Source organism: Streptomyces justiciae (assembly GCF_015163075.1).
GTDB classification, from domain to species: Bacteria; Actinomycetota; Actinomycetes; order Streptomycetales; family Streptomycetaceae; genus Streptomyces; species Streptomyces justiciae.
In genome coordinates, this window is the sequence record NZ_JADDXU010000011.1 from 246,014 (window position 1) to 266,365 (window position 20,352).

The following is a 20,352-nucleotide window of genomic DNA, read 5'->3' on the forward strand; positions in this document are numbered from 1 at the left end:
GCATGGCCCGCCCCCGCACCGCCCCACGGACGGTGGAGCACCCCGCCGTGGCGGAGGTGTCGCTCCAGCAGGTGCTGGAGGCCCTGGTGGACCCGGTACGACGTGCAGTGGTGTCCCAACTCGCGGGCGCCGGTACGGAGATGAGCTGCGGCACCTTCGACGTGGCGGTGTCCCGGTCGACGCTCACGCACCACTTCAACGTGCTGCGCGAGGCCGGGCTGATCCGGCAGTACTACGTCGGCACCACCAAGATGAACGCCCTGCGCACGGACGAGATGCAGGAGCGCTTCCCCGGGCTGCTGACGGCCCTGGTGGACGCCTCGGCCCGGGAGGACCGCCACCCCGCCGGCCGGTGAGGCCGGGCTCAGGAGTCGAGGTCGTCGGCGAAGTGCCGGAACCCGTGCCGGTCCCGGTGGAGTTCCCACAGGGTGTCGGCCAGGGCGGCCGGGTCCTTGCGGTGGTGCCCGGGGATGATCGCGCCGGGGATGACCAGCTGGGCGACATGGATGCCCTCGGCCGCGAGGGTGTCGTGCAGCAGATGCCCGTACGCGCTCTCCGCGGCGAACGCGATCGACGTACCCGCGCGGTCGGGGTGCGGGACGACGGCGGTGCCGCCGTTGACGAACAGGATGGTGCCGCGGCCGAGTTCGCGCATGCCGGGCAGGACCTGCTGGACCGCGGCGACCGGGCCGTAGACCGAGAACTCCACCGGGCCGGCGAGGTCGGCGTGGGTGGTCTCCAGGACGTGGCGCATGAAGTCGGGCTGCGGGACCGGGCTGTACTGGAGGACCTCGATCGGGCCCAGCGCCGCCCGCGCCTCGTCGAGGGCGGCCACCAGGGCCTTGGGGTCACGGACGTCGGCGGTGAAGGCGCGGGCCGTGACGCCCTGCCCGGTCAGGCCGGCCGCGAGGGACGCTACGCGCTCGGGGGTGCGGGCGATGAGGGCGACGTCGAAGCCCTCGCTGCCGAACCGCCGGGCGACGGCCGCGCCGAGTCCGGGGCCGGCTCCGATGATGGCGATGGTGGTCATGCACCCATCCTTCCCCCGCTGGGGCCCACGCGCGCCACGGCGAACAGGACCCGCCCCAATGCGGATGGTGGGCGGGCCCTGTTCGTGCCGGTCATTGTGGTGGTCCCGTCGGCCGCGCGACACGGGTGAACGACGCCCACCCGAAGCGCGCCCCGCACACCCCGAGTGATCCGGACCGCCGTGGCCCGTCTCATCTGGCGACCCCGCCCGATCTCGTTCCACCTGCGGCGACGATACTGGGAGGCGCACGTGCCCCCGCCCTCAGATGGACTCATGCCGATCTCCGCCACCACCGCCTCGCCCACCACGACCCCCGCCACCGTGTGGCAGCTGCGCGGCCGCCACGCCGACTCCGCCGCGGCGGACGTGCTCCGTGCCTCGCATCTGCGGCAGCTGAAGGACGACGGGGTCGTCGACGACTTCCAGGAACTTGCCGAGGAACGGGTCTTCGAGGCCCGCTGGCGGGTCGAGGACGAGGTGACCGTGCGGGCCCGGCTGACCCTCACCGACGAGGAGTGGGTGCTGGTCGCGGAGGCGGAGCGGGCCTGGAACCTGTCCTGGCCCTCCCCCGTCGGCATGTTCTGGCCGCTCGGCCCGGAGGCGCAGTGGGACCACGACACGGTCCCCGGGGTGCGCTTCCGGGAGGTCAACCGGCTCACCGAGGACGACAAGGAGATGCGGCGCCTGCTGAAGAGCTGCGCGCGCGAGTCGTGGGCCGTCCATGTGGTCGTGCACGAGGCCATGACCCCCGACGAGCGCGGCCTGCGCCCGCTGGCCGCACTGCTGCCGCCGGGACTTGCGCACCGTGTGGTGGAACACCGCGCCGCCCCGCACCAACTGCGGGCCGTCAACTGGGCGTTGAAGGACCTCGACGTGCAGGTCCCGCGCGGTGGCGCCGTCGTCCTGCCGCCGCTGCCGTCCGGTCACGACGCCGACGAGTTCTCCGTACGCAGCGTCTTCCTCGACGGGACACCGCCCACGGAGCTGATCGACGTCCTGACCCGGTTCGCCACGCTTCCCAGGCAGCTGCCCGGCGACGCCGCGGAAGCGGTCACCGACCTGCGCGAGAAGTGGGGGCTGCTGACGCTGGAGGAGGAGCTCGCCCGGCAGCGCGAACTCGTCGCCATGTACGCGGAGGCGCTCGACGCCATGACCAAGTCCCGTGACCTGTACCGGGAGGCCGCCGAACGCGCGAATGAGGCGCTGGCCGCCTACCGCGAGGGCCGCGCCGCCGAACCGGCAACTCCGCCCGCCGAGCAGCAGCCCGCGTCTCCGTTGCACCAGCTCACCCGGACCTTCGAACGCCTCAAGCGCCGACCCCCGAAGGACGGCGACGGCGTCAGCTGAACAGCGGGAGGCGTTCGGCGTCGGCTCCCAGCGAGCGGCGCTCAGCGTCCGTGAGGGGCGCGCGTCCGGTGGCGGCGCGGGCGTAGTGCTCGTCGCTCCACGCCACCGGGACGGGACGGCCGAGCAGCCCGTCCAGGGTGGCGCGCACCGCGGCCAGGCCCACGGGTGCCGGTTCCGGCACGCCGGGCAGGTCCACGACGAGGTCGAGGTGGTGGATCGTGGCCTCGACGGCGAGGGTCGTCATGAGGTCCCCGGCGGTGAGCACATGGCCCTGCGTGGCGACGAGGCGGTCCTGGGCTGCCGCCTCGGCGGCATGGACCGTGGCCGCCGCGGTCTCCAGATACAGCTCCCGCAGCTGACGGAAGTCCAGGAACATGCTGGCGCCCACCCGGCTCCAGCGCCGCCCGTTGGCCGCGCCGACGGGATCGGGCCGCCAGTCCCGCCAGTAGGTGACGGCGTCACGGTCGGCGGGCCCGGCGGCCGGCGTGTGCAGGGCGACCAGGGCCCGCTGGCAGTCGGCGACGCAGTGCAGGATCAGATCACGCACCGCCCATCCCGTGCAGCCGGTCGGCCGCCAGGACTCCTCGTCCGCCAACGGCCGGGCCACGTCCGCGAAGGCGCTGTAGGCGGCGCGCAGAACCTCGGACGGTGGCGTGGGGTCCACGGGCACGTCGGACATGGTCATGACGCCAGCGTAGGCGGCACGCCGCTGCCGCAGGGACGCGGCCGGGCCGTCGTACGGACGGAGTCAGACCGTCGTACGCCTGACCCGGCCTCGGCACAAGCCGACCACGAACCCGAGGCGACGGGGTGTCAGTCCGCCGTGCGCTGGGCCTCGGCGAGCAGACGTTCCGTCGGGTTCGGGCGGGGCGCCGGGGATGCCAGCCGTACGACCAGGGCGGTCAGCGCGGCGAGGGCCGCGCACACGGCGGCCAGTCCGGCGGCCCAGGCCGGGGCGAGGGTGAGGTCGAGGGCGTGGAACAGCCGGCCGGCGTCGAAGCGGGCCGCGTACAGCTGGGTCGCGGCCAGGGCGGCCGGTACCAGGACCGCGAGGGTGAACAGCGGCACCGTCGGGCGCAGGGTCAGCAGCAGGCCGAGGAGCAGGCACAGGGCGGCCAGGCCGAGGACGAAGCCGTAGCGGCGCAGGGAGACACCGTCCTGGTGGACGGGGAAGTACGCGGCGGCGCAGACGAACAGCGCCAGCGCGGCGAGGCGGCCGGGCCAGGCGGGCGGGGTGGCGCTGCGGAAGCGCACGCGTGCCGTGGGCGGCACCGGCGTCCTTTCGGGAGGCGCTACGGGCGGCGTCGCGGCGGTCTCCGGCGGCTGCTGCGGCGGGTGGGTGCCGCCGCGTTCGTCGGCCAGGCGGCCGATCAGCTCCACGAGGTCCTCGACGGGCCGGCCGGTGGCGGCCGCCCGCACCGCCTCCTGTCCGCAGTGCGGTTCCAGCGGGGCCTGCTGGAGGAGGGCCATCAGCCGGGTCACCTCCTCGACGGGGCGGGACTCGGCCGCGGCGCGGATCGCCTCGTCGGCTCCGGACGCGTCCCGGGGCGGCCGGGTCAGCAGGACCACGAGCCGGGTGACGTCGTCCACGGAACGGTTCACCCCGACCGCGCGGAGCGCGTCGGCGGTGGCCCGCGCGTACAGGGGTGACTGTTCGAGCAGCGTGATGAGCTGGGCCACCTCGTCCAGGGGGCGATCGGCCACGGCGGCACGGACCAGCCCGTCGACCGGATCGCCGTACGCCGGGACGCTCCCGTCCCCTCGGTCGCCGGTCGGCGCGAAGGGGCTGGTCGGTTCCGTGACGGGTATGGCGGGTTCGTTCGACTGAGGTGTTGACGGGCGACTGGTCATGCGCGGCTCTCCAAGCGGATGAGATGCGGCCGCTGCTGCGCCCCCGACGCGCGACACGCAACGTTACGGTGACCATTACTAGGTGTCCGCGCCCGACCCTGCCACTCGGATGGGCCACGGGTATGACGGACCCCCGGCGGCCCACGCCCCTGCACTCCCACTGGTGTTCGATGGCACCGGTTCGAGCCTTGTCGGCCATACCCGTGGCGGGAACGGGAATCCGTGAAGAGATGCACACATCCTGATACGGCACGTCCCGATACGAGGAGGGCCCGTGGACACCAGCACCGTGATCGTCGTCGCCGCGGTGGTCGCGGCGGTCCTCCTGGCCGCGGCCCTGGGAGTGTTCGTACGACTCCTGCGCGCCCGGCGGGACTTGAAGCGGGCCGGGCTGCCGACCGGTCCGCGGTGGGTCTTCTGGGGTGCCCTCGCCTACTTCCTGCTGCCGGCCGACCTGTTGGTCGACCCGGTGTATCTGGACGACATCGGTGTTCTGCTGCTCGCTCTGCGCAGCATGCGCGCGTACGCGGAGCGTGACGAATTCAGTGATACGGCCTGATCACACGCCTCGACGTCCCCATCTGTCTCCCCCGTCCCCGCCTCCCCAACCGCCCCTGGTTACACACAGTAAGGAAACCAATCACTCGTTCGATTCGTATAAGTCTCAGGAAGCCGACGGGAGTCGGCGTCCCGGGCGGCGGTGCACGTGACCGTCGCCGGCTCGGCGCAGCATCCACGAGGGAGAGACGATGCAACCGTTCGCGCTCAACTACGCCCGCCCGGCAGCACAGTCGGAGGCCAGCACTCCGTATGTGTACGACTCCGGGCGGCAGTTGAACGTGCTCTCGGACGGGCGGATAGCCGCCCACGACCTGGCGTTGCTGAGAGAGCTCGGTACGACGACGTCAACTGCCGGTTCGAAGACCCACTTCGACGACTGAACACGGGCCGGCGCACATGACCGTGTTGATCCTGACCTGTGAGGACGACGTGACGGCCGACATGGTGGTCGTCCACCTCAACGCGTCCGGGGTGCCGGTGGTCCGGCTCGACCCGGCGGACCTGACGGCGAGCGTGGCGCTGTCCGGGGAGTACGTGCACGGCTCGTTCCGGGGCCATCTGTCGTCCGGGGGGCGACTGGTGAGCATCAACGGGCTGCGGTCCGTGTGGGTGCGCAGGCCGGGCACGGCCGCCGCCCGGGCCGCCGAGCCGTCCGAGTGGCTGACGGAGGAGTCGTCGCAGGCGCTCTACGGCATGCTCCGCAGTTCGCAGGCGCGGTGGATGAACCACCCGGACGCGGCCCGCCGGGCCCGGCACAAGCCCTGGCAGCTGCGGCTGGCCCAGCGCTCCGGGCTGCCCGTGCCGGCCACGCTGATCACGACTTTCCCGCAGGCCGCCCGGGAGTTCGCCGAGCGGTACCCGGACCTGGTGGTCAAGCCGGTGTCCGGGGCGCATCCGCAGGACCCGCCGCGGGCGGTGCCGACGAGCAGGGTGGCGCCGGACGCGGACTTCGGGGCGGTGGCGTTCGGTCCGACGCTGTTGCAGCGGCGGATAGCCAAGCGGGCGGACATCCGCCTCACGGTGGTGGGTGAGCGGATGCTGGCCGCGCGCAAGTCGACGGCGGCGGACGCGGACGAGGTGGACGTCCGCTTCGCCTCCCCCGCCCATCCGTGGCAGGCCACCGAGGTGCCGCCGCGGGTCGCCGACGCCGTGCGCGCCTATCTTCGGGGCGCCGAACTGGCCTACGGCGCCTTCGACTTCGCGGAGGACGCCGACGGGACGTGGTGGTTCCTGGAATGCAATCAGTCGGGGCAGTTCGGCTTCGTGGAGGTGGAGACGGGTCAGCCGATCGCGCGCACGATCGCCGAGTGGCTGGCCCGTCCCGTGCCGGGCGAGGGGGCACAGGTCAACGGCGCGAACACCGCGCTCACCTGAGGGTCACAGCTGTCCGGGGCCGGGCATGAGCGCGCCCCGCTGCCAGCCCGGGGGCGGGGGCGGCGAGGGCAGCTCGCCGAGCTGGGAACGGCCGATGGACTGGAGGGGCTGCATGACGAACTCCAGTTCCCTGCTGACTCGCTCGGCCTCCCTGCGAACCTGAGTGGGTACGTCGCCGCGCTCAGCGATGAGTCGGTCATAGATGGGGGAATCCTGGAACACCCGTCAACGTGCCTTTCGTGTCACGGCCCACAGGTATGGGCACGGCTGTCGAGTCTAGGCGCCCCTGCCCCCTGCGGGGTGAATTCCTCCGTTCGGCTTGACTCACGCTCCCGTCGTGGAGCCCGGCCGGACGATCATGAGAACGGTGACCGTCGCCCACAGCAGGTTGAAGACGCCAGTGAACATGGCGAGTTGGGCGGTGCCGGACCGCTCGACGGGCTGACCTGCGTCGAGCTGTTCGAGGAGTTCCGACTGCCGGGGCAGGACGAAGGCCACCAGCACGCCGGCCGCCGCGGCGGTCAGCGCCATGGACGTGACCAGCCAGCCGCTCCCCAGCACCCCCATCGCGGCGGCGGTGGCGAAGCCGAGGAGCGGGACGGCCAGTCCCAGGCCGGCGTAGACGCGGCAGATGCGGTGCAGCAGGGCGACGGTGCCCGTGCCCGCCGGGTCGTCGCCCGCCCGGCGGGCCGCGGGCGGGAACATGCTGGCCGCGACGGTGACGGGGCCGACGGCGACGATGGCCGCGAGGACATGGAGGGACAGCAGGAGCTTGGTCATCGGGTGAGGTCCAGGATCGGGTCGTGGGTGGTCGGCGGCCCACGTTAGGGATCTTCGCACCCGGCGCACAGCGGCTGGAACGACAGGAAGCAACGGATTCTCGCCAAGGCCGTCCACCACTGCTTTTCCTTCTGGCCCCCTTCACCTGGCCTGGCGGGAACCCGCCTATCGTGGCCCTCATGCACACCGTGGCGATCCTGGCTCTCGACCAGGTGGTGCCGTTCGACATGGCGGCGCCGATGCAGGTCTTCGACTGGACGCGGCTGCCCGACGGCCGCGGGCCCTACCGGGTCCGGCTGTGCGCCGAGTCGCCGGAGGTGCGGGCCGACGGCGGTTTCTCGCTCCGCGTCGAACGCGGCCTCGAGACCCTGGCGGACGCGGACACCATCGTCGTGCCCGGCTGCTCCCCCGAGGCCGGCCCCACCCCCGCACCGGTGCTGGACGCGCTGCGGCAGGCCGCGGCGGCGGGCACCCGGATCGCCTCGGTGTGCGTGGGCGCGTTCGTGCTGGCGGAGGCCGGGCTGCTGGACGGGCTGCGGGCCACCACGCACTGGGTGGCCGCGGGCGAACTGGCCCGCCGTTTCCCCCGGGTCCGGGTGGAGCCGGACGTCCTCTACGTCGACAACGGCCGGATCCTCACCTCGGCGGGCGCCGCCGCGGGCCTCGACATGTGTCTGCACATGATCCGGCGCGACTTCGGGTCGGCCGTCGCCGCCGATGCCGCGCGGATGTCGGTCATGCCCCTCGAACGGGAGGGCGGCCAGGCCCAGTTCATCGTGCTGGACCATCCGCCGGTGCCGCGCGGCTCGACCCTCGAACCGGTCCTGGAGTGGATCGAGGACAACCTGGCCCGTGAGATCACCCTGGCCGCGATGGCGGCACGGTCGGGGATGAGCGAGCGCACCTTCAGCCGCCGGTTCCGCGAACAGACCGGCACCACTCCGTTGCAGTGGCTGCTTCGGGCGCGGGTGCGGCGCGCCCAGTACCTGCTGGAGAACAGCGACCACCCGATCGAACGCATCGCGCGGCAGGCCGGGTTCGGTTCCCCGACCGCGTTCCGGGAGCGGTTCCGGCGCGTCGCCGGAACCACTCCGCAGGCCTACCGCGGCGCGTTCCACGGGAGTTCACGCTCTCCGGTGTCCCGCTAGAACCCGCTCAGAGCAGGGCGTCGGCCTTGGCGACGGCGTCGTGGACGGCGTTGGCGCCCATCAGGACGCACAGGGTGTAGCTCACGTCCTCCAACTCGCGCGCGACCGTGGCGTCGCTCCGCTCGGCGTGGGCGATCTGAAGCGACGCGTACTGCGTGAGCAGCTTCCTGACGACCTTCGGGTCCGGCACCAACACGGAAATGCCCCTCTCAAGACGGTTCGGTCCACGGGCCCGGCTTCGGATCGGTCACATCTTCCGCTCCGCGGCCCGCTTTTGACGGAATCCTGACTCTCCGTGCCCGAGTGCCGCTCGAATCCGGACTGCGGGAGACCCACAGGAGTGACGTTCCGGCAAGCGTGGAACCGACCCGCTTCCCCACGGGCCGTCGGCAGTTGAACAGGACGCAGACCCTCGCACGAACGGTGTACGCCATGAACTGCCTCCCCCGTCTGCTCTGCGCGATCTACGTCGCCACGAGCGCCGGACTCGCCTGGACCTCGGTCCTGCAGTACCGTCACGGCCCCACGTGGGCCGTGTATCTCCTCGCCGCCGCGAGCCTCGTCCCGGTCATCGCCGTCGTCCGCGAGGCCGAGTGGCACGAGGAGCGGACGGCGGCCGTGCCGGCCGGGTACGCGGTCGGCCTCGATGTCACCGAGGCCGCCGACGACGTCGTACAGGCCGAGCTCGACGCCGCGTGCTGCGAGCGCTGGTGGACGAGTTGCGGTACGGACCACGACAGCCGCTGTCCGCACCGCGTCCCGCGCAGCAGCGCCGCCTGACGGACCTGCCTCGCACGAGCGCCCTCCGGGCGTCGCCAGGGCCTGTCCGGCGGATCATGCCGCAGACCCGCTACCGCCCGGAGGGCACCGCTCAGGCCACCTGCCCGCTGTGCAGTGCCGTGTACGCGCCGCCCCGGCGCAGGAGTTCCTCGTGCGTGCCGATCTCCTGGATGCGGCCGTCGCCCATCACCACGATCCGGTCCGCGCCGCGCACGGTGGACAGCCGGTGGGCCACCACGAAGGTGGTGCGGCCGTGCAGGAGCCGGGCGAGGGCTTCCTGGACCAGGGCCTCCGAGCGGGTGTCCAGCGCCGAGGTGGCCTCGTCGAGGACGAGGACCCGGGGGTCCCGGATGAGGGCGCGGGCGATCGCGAGGCGCTGGCGCTGGCCGCCGGAGAGCCGGGCCCCGCGCTCGCCGACGACGGTGTCCAGGCCCTGCGGCAGCCGGTCGACGAACTCCAGCGCGTTGGCGTCCCGCAGGGCCGCCCGCACCGTCTCCTCGTCGGCCTCGTCCTCCATCCCGTAGGCGACGTTCTCCCGGATCGTGCCGTCGAACAGGATCGACTCCTGCGGCACCACCGACACGAACCGCCGGTACGTGCGCAGGTCGAGGTCGTTCATGTCGGTGCCGTCGAGCAGCAGCCGGCCCGAGGTCGGGCGGATGAAGCCGATGACCAGGTTGAGGACGGTGGACTTGCCCGCGCCGGACGCGCCGACGAGGGCGATGGTCTCCCCGGGCCGCACGGAGAGGGTGAAGTCGTGCACGGCGGGCCGCTCCCCGTCCCCGTACACATGGCCGACCTGCTCGAAGGCGACGGCCCCGCGGACCTCTCCGACCTCGGACTTGCCCGCGTTGTCCTCCAGTTCGGGCGCCTGGAGCACCTCGCCCACCGAACGCACCGACTCCAGGCCCTTGGTGATGACCGGGGCGAGCCCCGCCAGCGTCGTCGTGGAGTTGGTCAGGGTGGTCAGGAACGCGCTGAGCATCACCACGTCACCGGGGGTGACGCCCCAGACGTCGTAGTACGACACCAGCGCGGCGCCCGCGAGGACGAGCACGCCGACGACGTTGAGCACCACCCAGGCCAGCGAGCCGAAGCGGCCGTTGACGAGGTCGAGGCGGTTGCCGGAGGTGAGCAGGCGGTGCAGGGTGCCGTCCATGCGGCGCAGCGCCTTGCGCTCCAGACCGTGGGCGCGGGTGACGGGGATCAGGCGGGTCATCTCGGTGACGCGGGACGACAGGGTCTCGACCTCGTGCCGGAAGTGCTCGTTGTGGGTGCGCAGCCGGGCCCTGAGGCGGGCCACGACGAGCGCGGCGGCGGGGACGACGACCAGGAACACCGGCAGGAACTCCGGGGTGCGGATGCCGATGATGACGAGCCCGCCGATGAGCACGGTGCCCGCACCGAGACCGGTCTCGGCGGTCTGCTGCACCATCTGCTCGACGGTCTCGACGTCCCGGACGACCTTGGCCTGGAGGACGCCGGCGCTGACCCGGGAGTGGTAGCCGATGGACAGCTGCTGCATGCGGGTGCACAGCGCGGACCGCAGCGAGGTGCCCATGCGGCGCACGCTGCCGTACAGCAGGCGGACGTACAGCACGTGCAACGGGTAGTTGACCAGCAGGATCAGCATGATGATCCCGGTGCTCAGCCAGAGGTCGCCGATCGGTCCGTGCTGGACGACCGTGTCGATGATGGACGCGGTGATCAGCGGCAGCAGCCAGATGGGGCTGTGCTTGACCGTGAAGATGCCGACCGCCGAGGCGAGGCGGCGACGGTCGGCACGGAACAGGTAGGCGAGGGTGCGGATGGGGTGCTCGCCCCGGTAGCGGTGGTCGAGCGGTCTCTCCAACGGCGAGGCCATTGGTGGTGGTCCTTCCCAGGGTTCGGGTGGTCGGGCAGGCACTCCATCAGAGCCCGCCCGACTGGGCAAGCGCTTTCTGCCCCTGCTTCCTGGGGCTACACCTGGTCGAGAGCGGCAATCTCCGCGGCGCTCAGGGTGAGTTCGGCCGCGGCGAGCGAGTCGAGGATGGTCTCGGGCCGGCTGGACCCCGGGATCGGGACCACGACCGGCGACTTGGCGAGCATCCAGGCCAGGCACACCCGCTGCGGGCTCACCCCGTGCGCCTCGGCGATGCGGGCGAACGGCGCGTAGGCGGAGCCGAGTTCACGCGCCCGGGAGATACCGCCGAGCGGGCTCCAGGGCAGGAACGCGACGCCGAGTTCGTCGCACAGCTCCAGCTCCGGCTCGCTGGAGCGGAAGGCCGGGGAGAACTGGTTCTGCACGGAGACGAGCCGTCCCTCGAGGATGTCGTTCGCCTGCCGGATCTGCTCCGGGTTCGCGTTGGAGATCCCCGCCATCCGGATCTTGCCCTCGTCCAGCAACTCCCGCACGGCACCGACGGAGTCGGCGTACGGCACCCGCGGGTCGGGGCGGTGGAACTGGTAGAGCCCGATGGCCTCGACGCCGAGCCGGCGCAGCGACGCCTCGCAGGCCTCCTTCAGGTGCTCCGGGCGGCCGTCGAGGGTCCAACTGCCGTCGCCGGGGCGCAGATGGCCGCCCTTGGTGGCGACGAGGACGTCCCCGCCCCGGTCGTGGGAGGCGAGGGCCTTGGCGATCAGGCTCTCGTTGTGGCCGACCTCGTCGGCGTGCAGGTGGTAGGCGTCGGCGGTGTCGATGAGCGTCACGCCCGCGTCGAGGGCGGCGTGCAGGGTGGCGAGGGAACGCGCCTCGTCCGGGCGTCCCTCGATGGACATGGGCATTCCGCCCAGGCCGATGGCGCTGACCTCGACGTCACCGATGCGTCGCGTGTGCATGGGGTGTGACCTCTCTGCGGCTGCCGTACGGGTGCGGGTGTCCGGTGGGTCGACAGGCGGACGCCGGGCCGGACACGCGTCTCAGCCTGAACCGGTCCGGGCCCGCAGGTCCAATAGAAGAAAGAGAACGCATTCAGCACTGCGGGGACTGAATTGCGCGGCACGTCGACCGGTGTGCGACCCGTCTCCCCGATCCGCTTGCGCGGGCTTCGGGTGCGTGTGGCACGCTCGCCCTCGACCAGCGACGACGGTTGAGAGAGGCGGCGGCATGCGCATCGGACTGCTCGGCACCGGCCCATGGGCCGAGGGGGCGCACGCGCCCGCCCTGAGCGAGCACACGGAACTGGACTTCGCCGGGGTGTGGGGCCGCCGCCCGGACGCCGCGAAGGAGTTGGCGGGCCGGTTCGGCACCCGGGCCTACGACGACGTCGACGCGCTCTTCGCCGACGTGGACGCCGTCGCGGTGGCGCTGCCGCCGGGGGTGCAGGCCGAGCTGGCGGTACGGGCCGCGCGGGCCGGCTGCCATCTGCTGCTGGACAAGCCGCTCGCGCCGACGGTCGAGCAGGGCCGGGCCGTGGTGGACGCGGTGCGGGAGGCCGGGGTCGCCTCAGTCGTGTTCTTCACGACCCGCTTCCAGGCCGTGACCGAGGCGTGGATCACCGAACAGGCCGCCGTGGAGGGCTGGTTCACCGCGCGCGCCGAATGGCTGGGCGCGGTGTTCACCACCGACAGCCCCTTCGGGGCGTCGCCGTGGCGGCGCGAGATGGGCGCGCTGTGGGACGTGGGCCCGCACGCGCTGTCGGTGCTGCTGCCGGTCCTCGGCGACGTACGGCGGGTGGCGGCGGCCGCGCACGGTCCCGCGGACACCGTGCACCTCGTCCTCGAACACACCGGTGGCGCGTCGAGCACGCTCACCCTGAGCCTGACGGCGCCGCCCGCGGCGGCGGGCGCGGCCGTGGAACTGCGCGGCGAGGCGGGGGCGACCCTGCTGCCGCGCAGCCCGGAGGGCGCGGTGCCGGCCCTGATCCGCGCGGCGGACGCCCTGCTCGACGCGGCCCGCACCGGCAGACCACACCCGTGCGACGCCGCGTTCGGATTGCGGGTCACGGAGATCCTGGCCAGGGCCGAGAGCCTGCTGGGCGACGAACGCGACTGACACGCGCGGCGGTTGACGGCCGAGGGACGGCTGGGGCGCATGGCACGGCCTACGGCCGTCCCGGCACGACACTCACGCCGCGGCTGAGGCTTCGTGCCGCGTGGGGCGGCCATGCCGCAGACGCTGCTCGCATGGCGGCCGACGGTCCAGCCGCGGCTCAGCATCGAGTCGCGGCCCGCAGCCAGCCCGCGGATGGCACCCAAACCCCGGCCAACGCCCCGGCCGCAGCTGAGGCAGCTTGCCGCGTGAGGCGGCCGTGCCACGGGCGACGCTCGGGGGGCGGCCGACAGTCCAGCCGCGGCTCGGCATCAAGTCGCCGCTCGCAACCAGCCCGCGGGCGACGCCCAAACCGCGGCCAACGCCCCGTCATGCCGCGTGAGGCGGTCATGCCGCGGATGCTGCTCGCGTGGCAGCCGACGGTCCAGCCGCGGCTCAGCATCAAGTCACCGCTCAACAGGCAGACCGCGGACGACGCCCAAACCCCGGCCAACGCCCCGGCCGCGGCTGAGGCATCATGCCGCGTGAGGCGGTCATGCCACGGACGACACTCGGGGGCGGCCGACAGTCCAGCCGCGGCTCAGCATCAAGTCGCCGCTCAACAGGCAGACCACGGAGACGCTCAAACCGCGGCCGAGGCTCAGGTCGTGGTCGTCGCCGCGAGGCGTGCCACGGTGGGCGGGTCCGGCAGGGTTGCCAGGGTGTCGATGACCCTGCGGCTCGCGAACTCGCGTTGTTCAGGGGTCACTTTCGGGTCGATCGCGCACTCGGCCTGGACGTACACGAAGTTGAGGTCCGTGGCGAAGAGCATCGAGAAGGAGTTGAGGCCCGTGATCCTGGCGGGGCCTCCGGCGTCCGCGTAGGCGCGGGTGAGGCGCCGGGCGGCCTCGGCGGAGAAGTCGTTGCCGCCCGCCCACACGTAGAGCACGCGGGCGAGTTCGCGTTCCGCCGAGATGACGCCGGCGTTGTCCCAGTCGATGAGGGTGGGGCCGGCCGGGCCGACCAGGACGTTCGGGGGCTGCATGTCGAGGTGGGAGGTCACCAGGCCGTCAGGGCCGGACGGCGTGACGTGCCGCGCCAGTTCCGGCATCCGGGTGTCGAGGAACCGGCCCAGCTCCTCCGCCCACTCCACCCCGGCCTGGCGCGCCTCCTTCAACAGGCGGGCCCAGTCGGCGTCCTGAGGACACTCCTCGTACCAGGCGTTCGGCGTCTCCGTGGCCCCCTCGCCGGCCCGGTGCAGAAGGGCGAGCGTCCGCCCGCACCAGCTGAGCATCTCCGGGTCGGTGCGGTCGGCCTCGCCGCCGCCGACCCAGTCGTACAACTTGACGTAGGAACCGTCGAGTCGCGTGACGTGGGAGCCGTCGCGGTTGGGCATGAGACGGGGCGCGGAGATCCCCAGCTCCTCGGCGGCGTCCCGCAGCGCGGCCTCGCGCCGCACCTGCTCCTCGTCGCAGCCGAAGAGCAGTTCCTTCACCGCCCAGGTGGTGCCGCCACCCGACAGCTTCCAGATCTGCCCCAGCGCCCCACGGGCGACGGGGGTCATGGTCCACGGTCCGCCGCCGAGTCCGTAGTGGTCGGCGATGGCATCGGCTGCTCGCTGCACAGGGGGTCCTCTCCACGGTCGCGACCATCCAAGATCCCAGGTGCGGCGGCTAGTCGTCGAACGGTTTGTCGCTCCACCGGAACCAGGCCCGGTCGCCCTCGATGTGCAGCAGGAACTCGGGGACCGGGCCGTCCGGCGAGACCAGCGACACCCGCCGCCGGATCTCGTCGTAGACCCGCTCCCACTCCTCCCAGTGACCGTCGTCGTCCCGTTCGGCCAGGGCGAGTTCCCGCGCGAACAGTTCTCGTACGACGTCGTAGCCGGGCCCTGCCGTGAAGTGGCCCGACAGCCAGGGGAAGTCGGCGTCGTCGATGTGGATCTCCCCCACCGGCTCGTCGCCGCCGCGCACCTGCCAGACCTGACTGTCGAACCCCACTTGCGCCTCCGTCACCCGGTGCCGATGCTCCCGCTCACCTTGTCATCCGGCACTGACAGAGGCCGTCGCGGCTACCGCGCGTCCGCCGGGAGATGGAAGTTGACCCGCTCCCGGGTCACGGGATAGCCGGCCTTGGCGAAGTGCGCGGCCATGGGGAAGTTGCCCTGGTCGGTCGCCGCAACGACGTACTCGGCTCCCTGCTCGACGAGGTAGTGGGTGCACTCGGTCAGCAGGTCGTAGGCGTAGCCATGGCCGCGCTGTTCCGGGACGACGCCGATGAAGGCGACGATCGGGGCCTGGTGGTTGCGCGCGGGGATGTGGATGCCGGCCAGCTCGCCGTCCGGTGTGCGGGCGATCTGCCACCACTCGCGCGGGGAGGGGCACCAGCGGAAGAAGTCCAGTTCCTCCTGGGCCGCTCGGTCGAGGCCGCCTTCCTCGGCGGCCTTAGCGCTGTGCGCGTCGAGGGTGACGGAGTGGATGCGGCGCAGGGCGTCGAAGAAGACGGCGTCGTCGGGCTCGGGGCCGTACACGAGGCGGCCGGTCCGCTCGGGCAGGCCGCAGTCGGGGGTCCAGCGGTAGTGGAAGCGCTCGACGAGGAGTTCGTACCCGGCGGCTCGCGCGGCGTCGAAGCGGGCCTCGACTTCGGGGCGTACGGCCGGGTCCTCGCGCCAGCCGGGCGGCAGGCTGAAGTCGATGTCGACGCGCCAGGGCGCGGTGCGCAGGAGTTCCGCCGCCGCCTCGGTCTCCCCCTCGGCCATGTCGAGGCGGTCGACGCACAAGGGCTCGGTGTCGTCGGGGCCGCCCCACCAGGCGGCGCGGGCCACGATCCGGCCGTCGCGCAGGGCGATGCGCTGCCAGTCGGGGCGGTGCCGGGTCAGCGGATGCGCGGCGCGCACGCCGAGGGGGTCGGGAAGCGTGTCGAATTCGTGGGCGGTGCTCTCGTCGAGCGCGCGGATGACCAGATCGGTCATGGGTTCCTCCGGGAACAGGCTGCGTGAAGCGCTCCCGGGAACTCAGACGTGCACGCCCGGGGCAACGGGAAGGGAGCGCTGGATGTGGGTGAACTGCACGGCACTCGCCTCCTTCCGTCGGTCCTGGGGCGTGACGGGGACACGTTAGGAGATCCAACGGGGAAGGCGCCAGCGGTTTTTCGGGCCGCTCGGTGTCCGCCGCACGGTCGCTTCTCGTGTTCATGGCCGAGCGGGGCACTCGGTGACTGTCGGAGAAGTCCAGGCCCGGGAGGGACACCATGAACGTGCCGACACGGAAGTCTGTGGACGGTCCGGCGCGGCACAGGATGCTGGGCATCTACCTCAACGACCATCTGGCCGGTGCCACGAGCGGTTCGGCGCTCGCCCGCCGCATGGTCCAGGAGCATCACGCGTCGGCGTACGGCGGCGATCTGGACAAGCTGGCGACGGAGATCGCCCAGGACCGCCAGGCGCTCGCGGGGATGCTGGCGGACCTCGATGTGCCCGTGCGGCGATACAAGCCGGTCCTCGCCTGGCTGGCGGAGCGGATCGGGCGGGTGAAGCCCAACGGCCGGCTGCTGCGCCGTTCCGGTCTCGCCGTGCTGGTCGAACTGGAGACCCTGCGGCTGGGCGCCCAGGGCAAGGCGTCACTCTGGCGTGCGCTGCTGCCGGTGTCGGCACTGGAACCGCGCCTCGACGCCGATCGGCTCGAACAGCTGCTGCGGAGGGCGGAGCAGCAGGTCAGGACACTGGATTCCCTGCACGCCAGGGCGGTCGTCCAGGTGTTCCGGCTCCATCCCCGGCCTACGGCTCGCACGGCGTCCTGACGACCGCGAGGGCGGCCCAGCCTCGGCGTGCGTCCCACTCCCGTACGGAGGACCGTGGAGGCGTGGGTACGGAGCGGGAGGTGGAGCAGGGGGGTTGGTTGCGCGGGGCGCCGCCGCCGGGGTGGGTGCGGGTGTTGCCGGTCGCGTTGTTGGCGGGGGTGTGCGCGGCGACCCTCGCGAGCCCCGAGCCGTTGGACATCGGCTTTCTGCTGGGCGCGATCCCCCCGCTGGCCGTGCTGTCCTACGGCCCCGCCGCGACGGCGGTCCTCGGCGGCCTCGTCGTGGCCGTCCTGGTCGTCCCGGCGTTCCGGCTCGACGACCCCGGCAACGCCGACCTGCTCACCGTGGGCTTCGTCGCGGCACTGAGCGTGGGCGTGTCCTTCGTCCGCAGCCACCGTGACGCCCAGCTGGTGACCGAGCGGGCGGTGGCCGAGGCGGCGCAGCGGGCGGTCGTGCCGCCGTTGCCCGCGCGGGTGGGGCCCGTGGGGTGTGCGGGGCTGTACCGGGCGGCGCAGCGCGGCACGCTCGTCGGCGGCGACTTCTTCGACGTACGGCGGGGGCCGCACGGCGTGCGGGCCGTGATGGGGGACGTCCAGGGGCACGGGCTGGCGGCCGTCGCCACCGTCGCCTCGCTGCTGGGCGCGTTCCGGGAGGCGGTGCTGGACGAGCCGGACCCGGAGTCGGTGGCGGCGCGCCTCGACCGCCGCCTCGTGGTGGACTCGGCGGAGGTGCCGCACGCCGAGCTGTTCGCGACCGCCGTACTGCTCGACTTCGCCGCCGACGCCCGGTCCGTGCGGATCGTGGTGTGCGGGCATCCGGCACCCGTGCTGCTGCGCGAGGGGCGGGCCGTCGAGCTGGAGGTCACGGCGGGCGTGCCGCTGGGGCTGGGGCTGGGCGACGCCGGGTCCCCGGCCGGGCTCACCGTGCCGCTGCTGGGCGGTGACCGGCTGTTCCTGGCGTCCGACGGGGTCACCGAGGCCAGGGGTGCGGGCGGGGTGTTCTATCCGCTCACCGAGCGGCTCACCGGCTTCATGGACCTGGAACCGGCGGTCCTGGTGGAGCGCGTGTGGCGTGACCTGCTCGGTCACTGCGGAACGGCCGTCGACGACGTGACGATGCTCGTCCTCAGCCCTGCATGACCTTGGGCCGCTCCGCCGCCGACTCCGGCTCCCCCTCCGCGTCGATGTGCGGCAGCATCCGGTCCAGCCACCGGGGTGTCCACCAGGCGTGTCGGCCGAGCAGCGTCATCACGGCCGGCACCATCAGCAGCCGCACCACGGTCGCATCGATCAACACGCTCACCGCGAGGCCCAACCCGAGCATCTTGACCACGATGTTGTCGCTGACGATGAACGCGGCGAACACGCTCACCATGATCAGCGCCGCGCAGGTGATCACCCGCGCGGTGATCTCCAGCGCGTGCGCGACCGACGCCTTGGCGTCCCCCGTGCGCAGCCAGGCCTCGTGGACGCGGGACAGCAGGAAGATCTCGTAGTCCATGCTCAGCCCGAAGATGATCGCGAACATCATCATGGGCACATAGCTCTCGATGGGCACCTTGCCGGAGACGCCGAGCGCGGGCCCGCCCCAGCCCCACTGGAAGACGGCGACGACGACCCCGTACGAGGCAGCGATCGACAGGACGTTGAGGACGGCGGCCTTCAGGGCGACGAGCAGTCCGCGGAACACGGCGAGGATGATCAGGAAGGCCAGGGCGACCACCACGCCGATGATCAGCGGCAGCCGGCTGGCGACGATGTCCCGGAAGTCGACCTGCGCGGCCGTGGTCCCGGTGACATAGCCCTGGGCGTCGGTGCCGGAGACCGCGGCGGGCAGGGTGTCGTCGATCAGCCGGTTCGTCAGGTCCGTGGTGGCGGCGCTCTGCGGCGACTCCTTCGAGTAGACGGTGCCGATGAGGACGTCGCCGTCCGTGGTGGGCGTGAGCGGGGTGACGGCGGCCGCCCCGGACACCCCGTCGAGTGTCTTCCCGGCCTGTGTGGCGAGAGTGGAGCGCTGCGAGGACGGTACGGAGGTCTGGTCGATGACGACGGTGAGCGGGCCGTTGGAGCCGGGCCCGAACGCGTCCGTCATCAGGTCGTAGGCGCGCCGGTCGGTGAAGGAGGTCGGGTCGGCACCGTCACCGATGTGGCCGAGCTGGATGGAGAACACCGGGATGGCGAGGACGACCACCGTCACCACGCCCGCGGCCAGATAGCGCAGGGGATGGTGTTCGACGCGCTGGGCGTAGCGGTGCCAGGTGCCCTGCGGGGTCTCCCCCGCGGCGGCGTCGGTCTCGGCGACCGGGCGGCGCACGTGGTAGCGGTCGATGCGGGTGCCGATGAGCCCGAGCAGGGCGGGGACCAGCGTGAGCGCGCCGAGCACCGCGGAGACCACGGTCACGGCCGCGGCCAGGCCCAGTTTGCTGATGAAGGTCACGCCGGACGCGGACAGGCCGGCCAGGGCGACGATGACCGTGCAGCCGGAGACGAGCACCGCGCGGCCACTGGTGGCGTTCGCGCGGCCCGCGGAGGTCACCGGGTCGGCGCCGTCCATGAGGTTCTGCCGGTGCCGGGTGATCTGGAACAGGGCGTAGTCGATGCCCACCCCGAGACCGATCATCGTGGCCAGTGTCGGCGAGACGGTGGCGAAGGTGAACGCGGCGGCGAGCAGCCCCAGACAGGCCAGCCCGCCGATCGCGCTGAGCAGCGCCGTCACCAGGGGCAGACCGGCGGCGATCACACTGCCGAAGCCGATGAGCAGGACGACGATCGCGACCGCGAAACCGATCAGTTCGCTCACCCGGTCGTCGGCGGCGGGCCGCGCCAGCTCGCCGAGCGGTCCGCCGTACTCGACGTCGGCGCCGGCCGCCCGCAGCGGCTGCACCGCGCTGTCGACGCCGTGGAGGTAGTCGTCGCCGAGGGTGGAGGGCTGGACGTCGAAGCGGACGGTGACGTACGCCGTCTTCGCGTCCTTGGACAGCGGTCCGACCGGCGAGGTGGAGACGGTCAGGGGGTTCTGGACGGCCAGGACGTGCGGGAGCTTCTGGAGGTCGCCGACCGTCGTGGACATCTGGGAGTCCAGCGAGGTCAGCGGCTTCTGCGCGTCGTGCACGACGATCTGGCTGCTGTAGCCGCCGGCCGCCGGGTCGTGCTTCTTCAGGACGTCCAGGCCTTGCTGCGACTGCACGTTCGGCAGGGAGAAGTTGTCCTCGTACTCGCCGCCGACGGACCGGTTGAGGACCTGGAGGGCGACGATGGCGACGAGCCAGGCCACGAGGACGATCACGAAATGGCGGGCGCACCACTGTCCCAGCCGCCGTAGTCCCCCGGTGGCGGTGGGCCCCCCGTCCCCTGGCGTGCTGCGGGTGGGTGACATGGCGTTGGCCTTTGCTCGCTACCCCCATTACACGCCCGCCCACTCCCGTCGGCATCCGGGGCCGGGGCTCTCCGGATGCACACGGAGCTCCCCGGGTGAATGGTGATATCGGACCCGCTGACGACCCGAGGAGCACACATCATGCCGACGTCACAGCCCGAAGCGGCCGGGCCCTCCGAGGACCGCGCCACCCCCGACGACCTGCTGCACACCCGGACCGGCACCGAGGTGTCCGCCGAGGACGTGGTGCTCGCGGCCGGCCGGGACCTGACCCCGCGCAACCTGGAATGGGCCCGGCGCAAGCTGGAGGCCGAGGGGCCGGCCGCGCTGGAGAAGCTGCTGCCGTAGAGGTACGACCT

23 protein-coding genes are annotated in these 20,352 nt (G+C 72.5%); 11 read left to right on the top strand and 12 right to left on the bottom strand.

The window, feature by feature from the left end:
• Positions 1 to 2: 2 nt before the first annotated feature.
• Entirely contained in the window at positions 3 to 356 is a 354-nt protein-coding gene (locus tag IQ210_RS29040; RefSeq protein ID WP_194082112.1) for an ArsR/SmtB family transcription factor, read from the top strand.
• 8 nt (positions 357 to 364) lie between these two features.
• Here the strand turns inward: IQ210_RS29040 and IQ210_RS29045 are convergent, their stop codons facing one another.
• Positions 365 to 1,030 (bottom strand): SDR family NAD(P)-dependent oxidoreductase, encoded by a 666-nt coding sequence (locus tag IQ210_RS29045; RefSeq protein WP_194082113.1) that lies wholly within the window; start codon positions 1,028 to 1,030, stop codon positions 365 to 367.
• Positions 1,031 to 1,303: 273 nt separating this feature from the next.
• Here IQ210_RS29045 and IQ210_RS29050 point away from each other — a divergent pair, with 273 nt between their 5' ends.
• Positions 1,304 to 2,377 (top strand): hypothetical protein, encoded by a 1,074-nt coding sequence (locus IQ210_RS29050; RefSeq protein WP_228048482.1) that lies wholly within the window; start codon positions 1,304 to 1,306, stop codon positions 2,375 to 2,377.
• On the opposite strand, the gene IQ210_RS29055 is transcribed toward IQ210_RS29050, so the two are convergent.
• Together IQ210_RS29055 and IQ210_RS29060 are read right to left on the bottom strand one after the other, a co-directional pair.
• Complete coding sequence (locus tag IQ210_RS29055) at positions 2,370 to 3,062, bottom strand: maleylpyruvate isomerase N-terminal domain-containing protein (RefSeq protein ID WP_228048483.1); 693 nt, start codon at positions 3,060 to 3,062, stop codon at positions 2,370 to 2,372. The genes IQ210_RS29050 and IQ210_RS29055 overlap by 8 nt on opposite strands.
• A gap of 128 nt (positions 3,063 to 3,190) precedes the next feature.
• Entirely contained in the window at positions 3,191 to 4,228 is a 1,038-nt protein-coding gene (locus IQ210_RS29060) for a hypothetical protein (protein ID WP_194082114.1), read from the bottom strand.
• Positions 4,229 to 4,502: 274 nt separating this feature from the next.
• On the opposite strand from IQ210_RS29060, the gene IQ210_RS29065 reads away from it, so the two are divergent.
• From IQ210_RS29065 to tgmB, 3 genes are all read left to right on the top strand, one after another.
• Positions 4,503 to 4,787: a DUF1232 domain-containing protein gene (locus IQ210_RS29065; protein WP_194082115.1), complete on the top strand. Its 285-nt coding sequence runs from the start codon at positions 4,503 to 4,505 to the stop codon at positions 4,785 to 4,787.
• A 190-nt stretch (positions 4,788 to 4,977) separates the two neighbouring features.
• A complete protein-coding gene (gene tgmA, locus IQ210_RS29070; RefSeq protein ID WP_194082116.1) occupies positions 4,978 to 5,169 on the top strand; it encodes a putative ATP-grasp-modified RiPP in 192 nt (63 codons plus the stop codon).
• A gap of 16 nt (positions 5,170 to 5,185) precedes the next feature.
• A complete protein-coding gene (gene tgmB, locus IQ210_RS29075; protein WP_194082117.1) occupies positions 5,186 to 6,163 on the top strand; it encodes an ATP-grasp ribosomal peptide maturase in 978 nt (325 codons plus the stop codon).
• Between the two features lie 3 nt (positions 6,164 to 6,166).
• On the opposite strand, the gene IQ210_RS29080 is transcribed toward tgmB, so the two are convergent.
• Complete coding sequence (locus IQ210_RS29080; RefSeq protein WP_194082118.1) at positions 6,167 to 6,385, bottom strand: hypothetical protein; 219 nt, start codon at positions 6,383 to 6,385, stop codon at positions 6,167 to 6,169.
• A 102-nt stretch (positions 6,386 to 6,487) separates the two neighbouring features.
• Positions 6,488 to 6,943 carry a DUF2269 family protein gene (locus IQ210_RS29085; RefSeq protein ID WP_194082119.1) on the bottom strand — a complete coding sequence of 152 codons (456 nt, stop codon included), beginning with the start codon at positions 6,941 to 6,943 and terminating at the stop codon, positions 6,488 to 6,490.
• A 179-nt stretch (positions 6,944 to 7,122) separates the two neighbouring features.
• On the opposite strand from IQ210_RS29085, the gene IQ210_RS29090 reads away from it, so the two are divergent.
• Positions 7,123 to 8,091 (top strand): GlxA family transcriptional regulator, encoded by a 969-nt coding sequence (locus IQ210_RS29090; protein WP_194082120.1) that lies wholly within the window; start codon positions 7,123 to 7,125, stop codon positions 8,089 to 8,091.
• Positions 8,092 to 8,098: 7 nt separating this feature from the next.
• On the opposite strand, the gene IQ210_RS29095 is transcribed toward IQ210_RS29090, so the two are convergent.
• Positions 8,099 to 8,287 (bottom strand): DUF5133 domain-containing protein, encoded by a 189-nt coding sequence (locus tag IQ210_RS29095; RefSeq protein ID WP_194082121.1) that lies wholly within the window; start codon positions 8,285 to 8,287, stop codon positions 8,099 to 8,101.
• A gap of 236 nt (positions 8,288 to 8,523) precedes the next feature.
• On the opposite strand from IQ210_RS29095, the gene IQ210_RS29100 reads away from it, so the two are divergent.
• On the top strand, positions 8,524 to 8,871 hold the full coding sequence (locus IQ210_RS29100) for a hypothetical protein (RefSeq protein ID WP_194082122.1): 348 nt from the start codon (positions 8,524 to 8,526) through the stop codon (positions 8,869 to 8,871).
• Positions 8,872 to 8,962: 91 nt separating this feature from the next.
• On the opposite strand, the gene IQ210_RS29105 is transcribed toward IQ210_RS29100, so the two are convergent.
• Both IQ210_RS29105 and IQ210_RS29110 read right to left on the bottom strand, forming a co-directional pair.
• Entirely contained in the window at positions 8,963 to 10,735 is a 1,773-nt protein-coding gene (locus tag IQ210_RS29105; RefSeq protein WP_194082123.1) for an ABC transporter ATP-binding protein, read from the bottom strand.
• A gap of 95 nt (positions 10,736 to 10,830) precedes the next feature.
• On the bottom strand, positions 10,831 to 11,688 hold the full coding sequence (locus IQ210_RS29110; RefSeq protein ID WP_194082124.1) for an aldo/keto reductase: 858 nt from the start codon (positions 11,686 to 11,688) through the stop codon (positions 10,831 to 10,833).
• Between the two features lie 268 nt (positions 11,689 to 11,956).
• Here IQ210_RS29110 and IQ210_RS29115 point away from each other — a divergent pair, with 268 nt between their 5' ends.
• Positions 11,957 to 12,844, top strand: a complete 888-nt coding sequence (locus tag IQ210_RS29115) for a Gfo/Idh/MocA family protein (RefSeq protein WP_194082125.1) — start codon at positions 11,957 to 11,959, stop codon at positions 12,842 to 12,844.
• Positions 12,845 to 13,481: 637 nt separating this feature from the next.
• Here the strand turns inward: IQ210_RS29115 and IQ210_RS29120 are convergent.
• From IQ210_RS29120 to IQ210_RS29130, 3 genes are all read right to left on the bottom strand, one after another.
• Positions 13,482 to 14,444, bottom strand: coding sequence for a phosphotransferase enzyme family protein (locus tag IQ210_RS29120; protein ID WP_322656914.1), 963 nt, complete (start codon positions 14,442 to 14,444; stop codon positions 13,482 to 13,484).
• A 49-nt stretch (positions 14,445 to 14,493) separates the two neighbouring features.
• Positions 14,494 to 14,820: a hypothetical protein gene (locus IQ210_RS29125; protein WP_194082126.1), complete on the bottom strand. Its 327-nt coding sequence runs from the start codon at positions 14,818 to 14,820 to the stop codon at positions 14,494 to 14,496.
• Between the two features lie 71 nt (positions 14,821 to 14,891).
• Positions 14,892 to 15,791 carry a GNAT family N-acetyltransferase gene (locus IQ210_RS29130; RefSeq protein WP_194082127.1) on the bottom strand — a complete coding sequence of 300 codons (900 nt, stop codon included), beginning with the start codon at positions 15,789 to 15,791 and terminating at the stop codon, positions 14,892 to 14,894.
• Positions 15,792 to 16,069: 278 nt separating this feature from the next.
• Here IQ210_RS29130 and IQ210_RS29135 point away from each other — a divergent pair, with 278 nt between their 5' ends.
• Entirely contained in the window at positions 16,070 to 16,618 is a 549-nt protein-coding gene (locus IQ210_RS29135) for a hypothetical protein (protein WP_194082128.1), read from the top strand.
• A 62-nt stretch (positions 16,619 to 16,680) separates the two neighbouring features.
• Complete coding sequence (locus tag IQ210_RS29140; protein ID WP_322656916.1) at positions 16,681 to 17,757, top strand: PP2C family protein-serine/threonine phosphatase; 1,077 nt, start codon at positions 16,681 to 16,683, stop codon at positions 17,755 to 17,757.
• Here the strand turns inward: IQ210_RS29140 and IQ210_RS29145 are convergent.
• Positions 17,744 to 19,993 (bottom strand): MMPL family transporter, encoded by a 2,250-nt coding sequence (locus IQ210_RS29145; RefSeq protein ID WP_194082129.1) that lies wholly within the window; start codon positions 19,991 to 19,993, stop codon positions 17,744 to 17,746. The two genes, IQ210_RS29140 and IQ210_RS29145, sit on opposite strands and share 14 nt — an antisense overlap.
• A gap of 141 nt (positions 19,994 to 20,134) precedes the next feature.
• Here IQ210_RS29145 and IQ210_RS29150 point away from each other — a divergent pair, with 141 nt between their 5' ends.
• Positions 20,135 to 20,341 (top strand): hypothetical protein, encoded by a 207-nt coding sequence (locus tag IQ210_RS29150; protein ID WP_194082130.1) that lies wholly within the window; start codon positions 20,135 to 20,137, stop codon positions 20,339 to 20,341.
• Positions 20,342 to 20,352 lie beyond the last annotated feature (11 nt).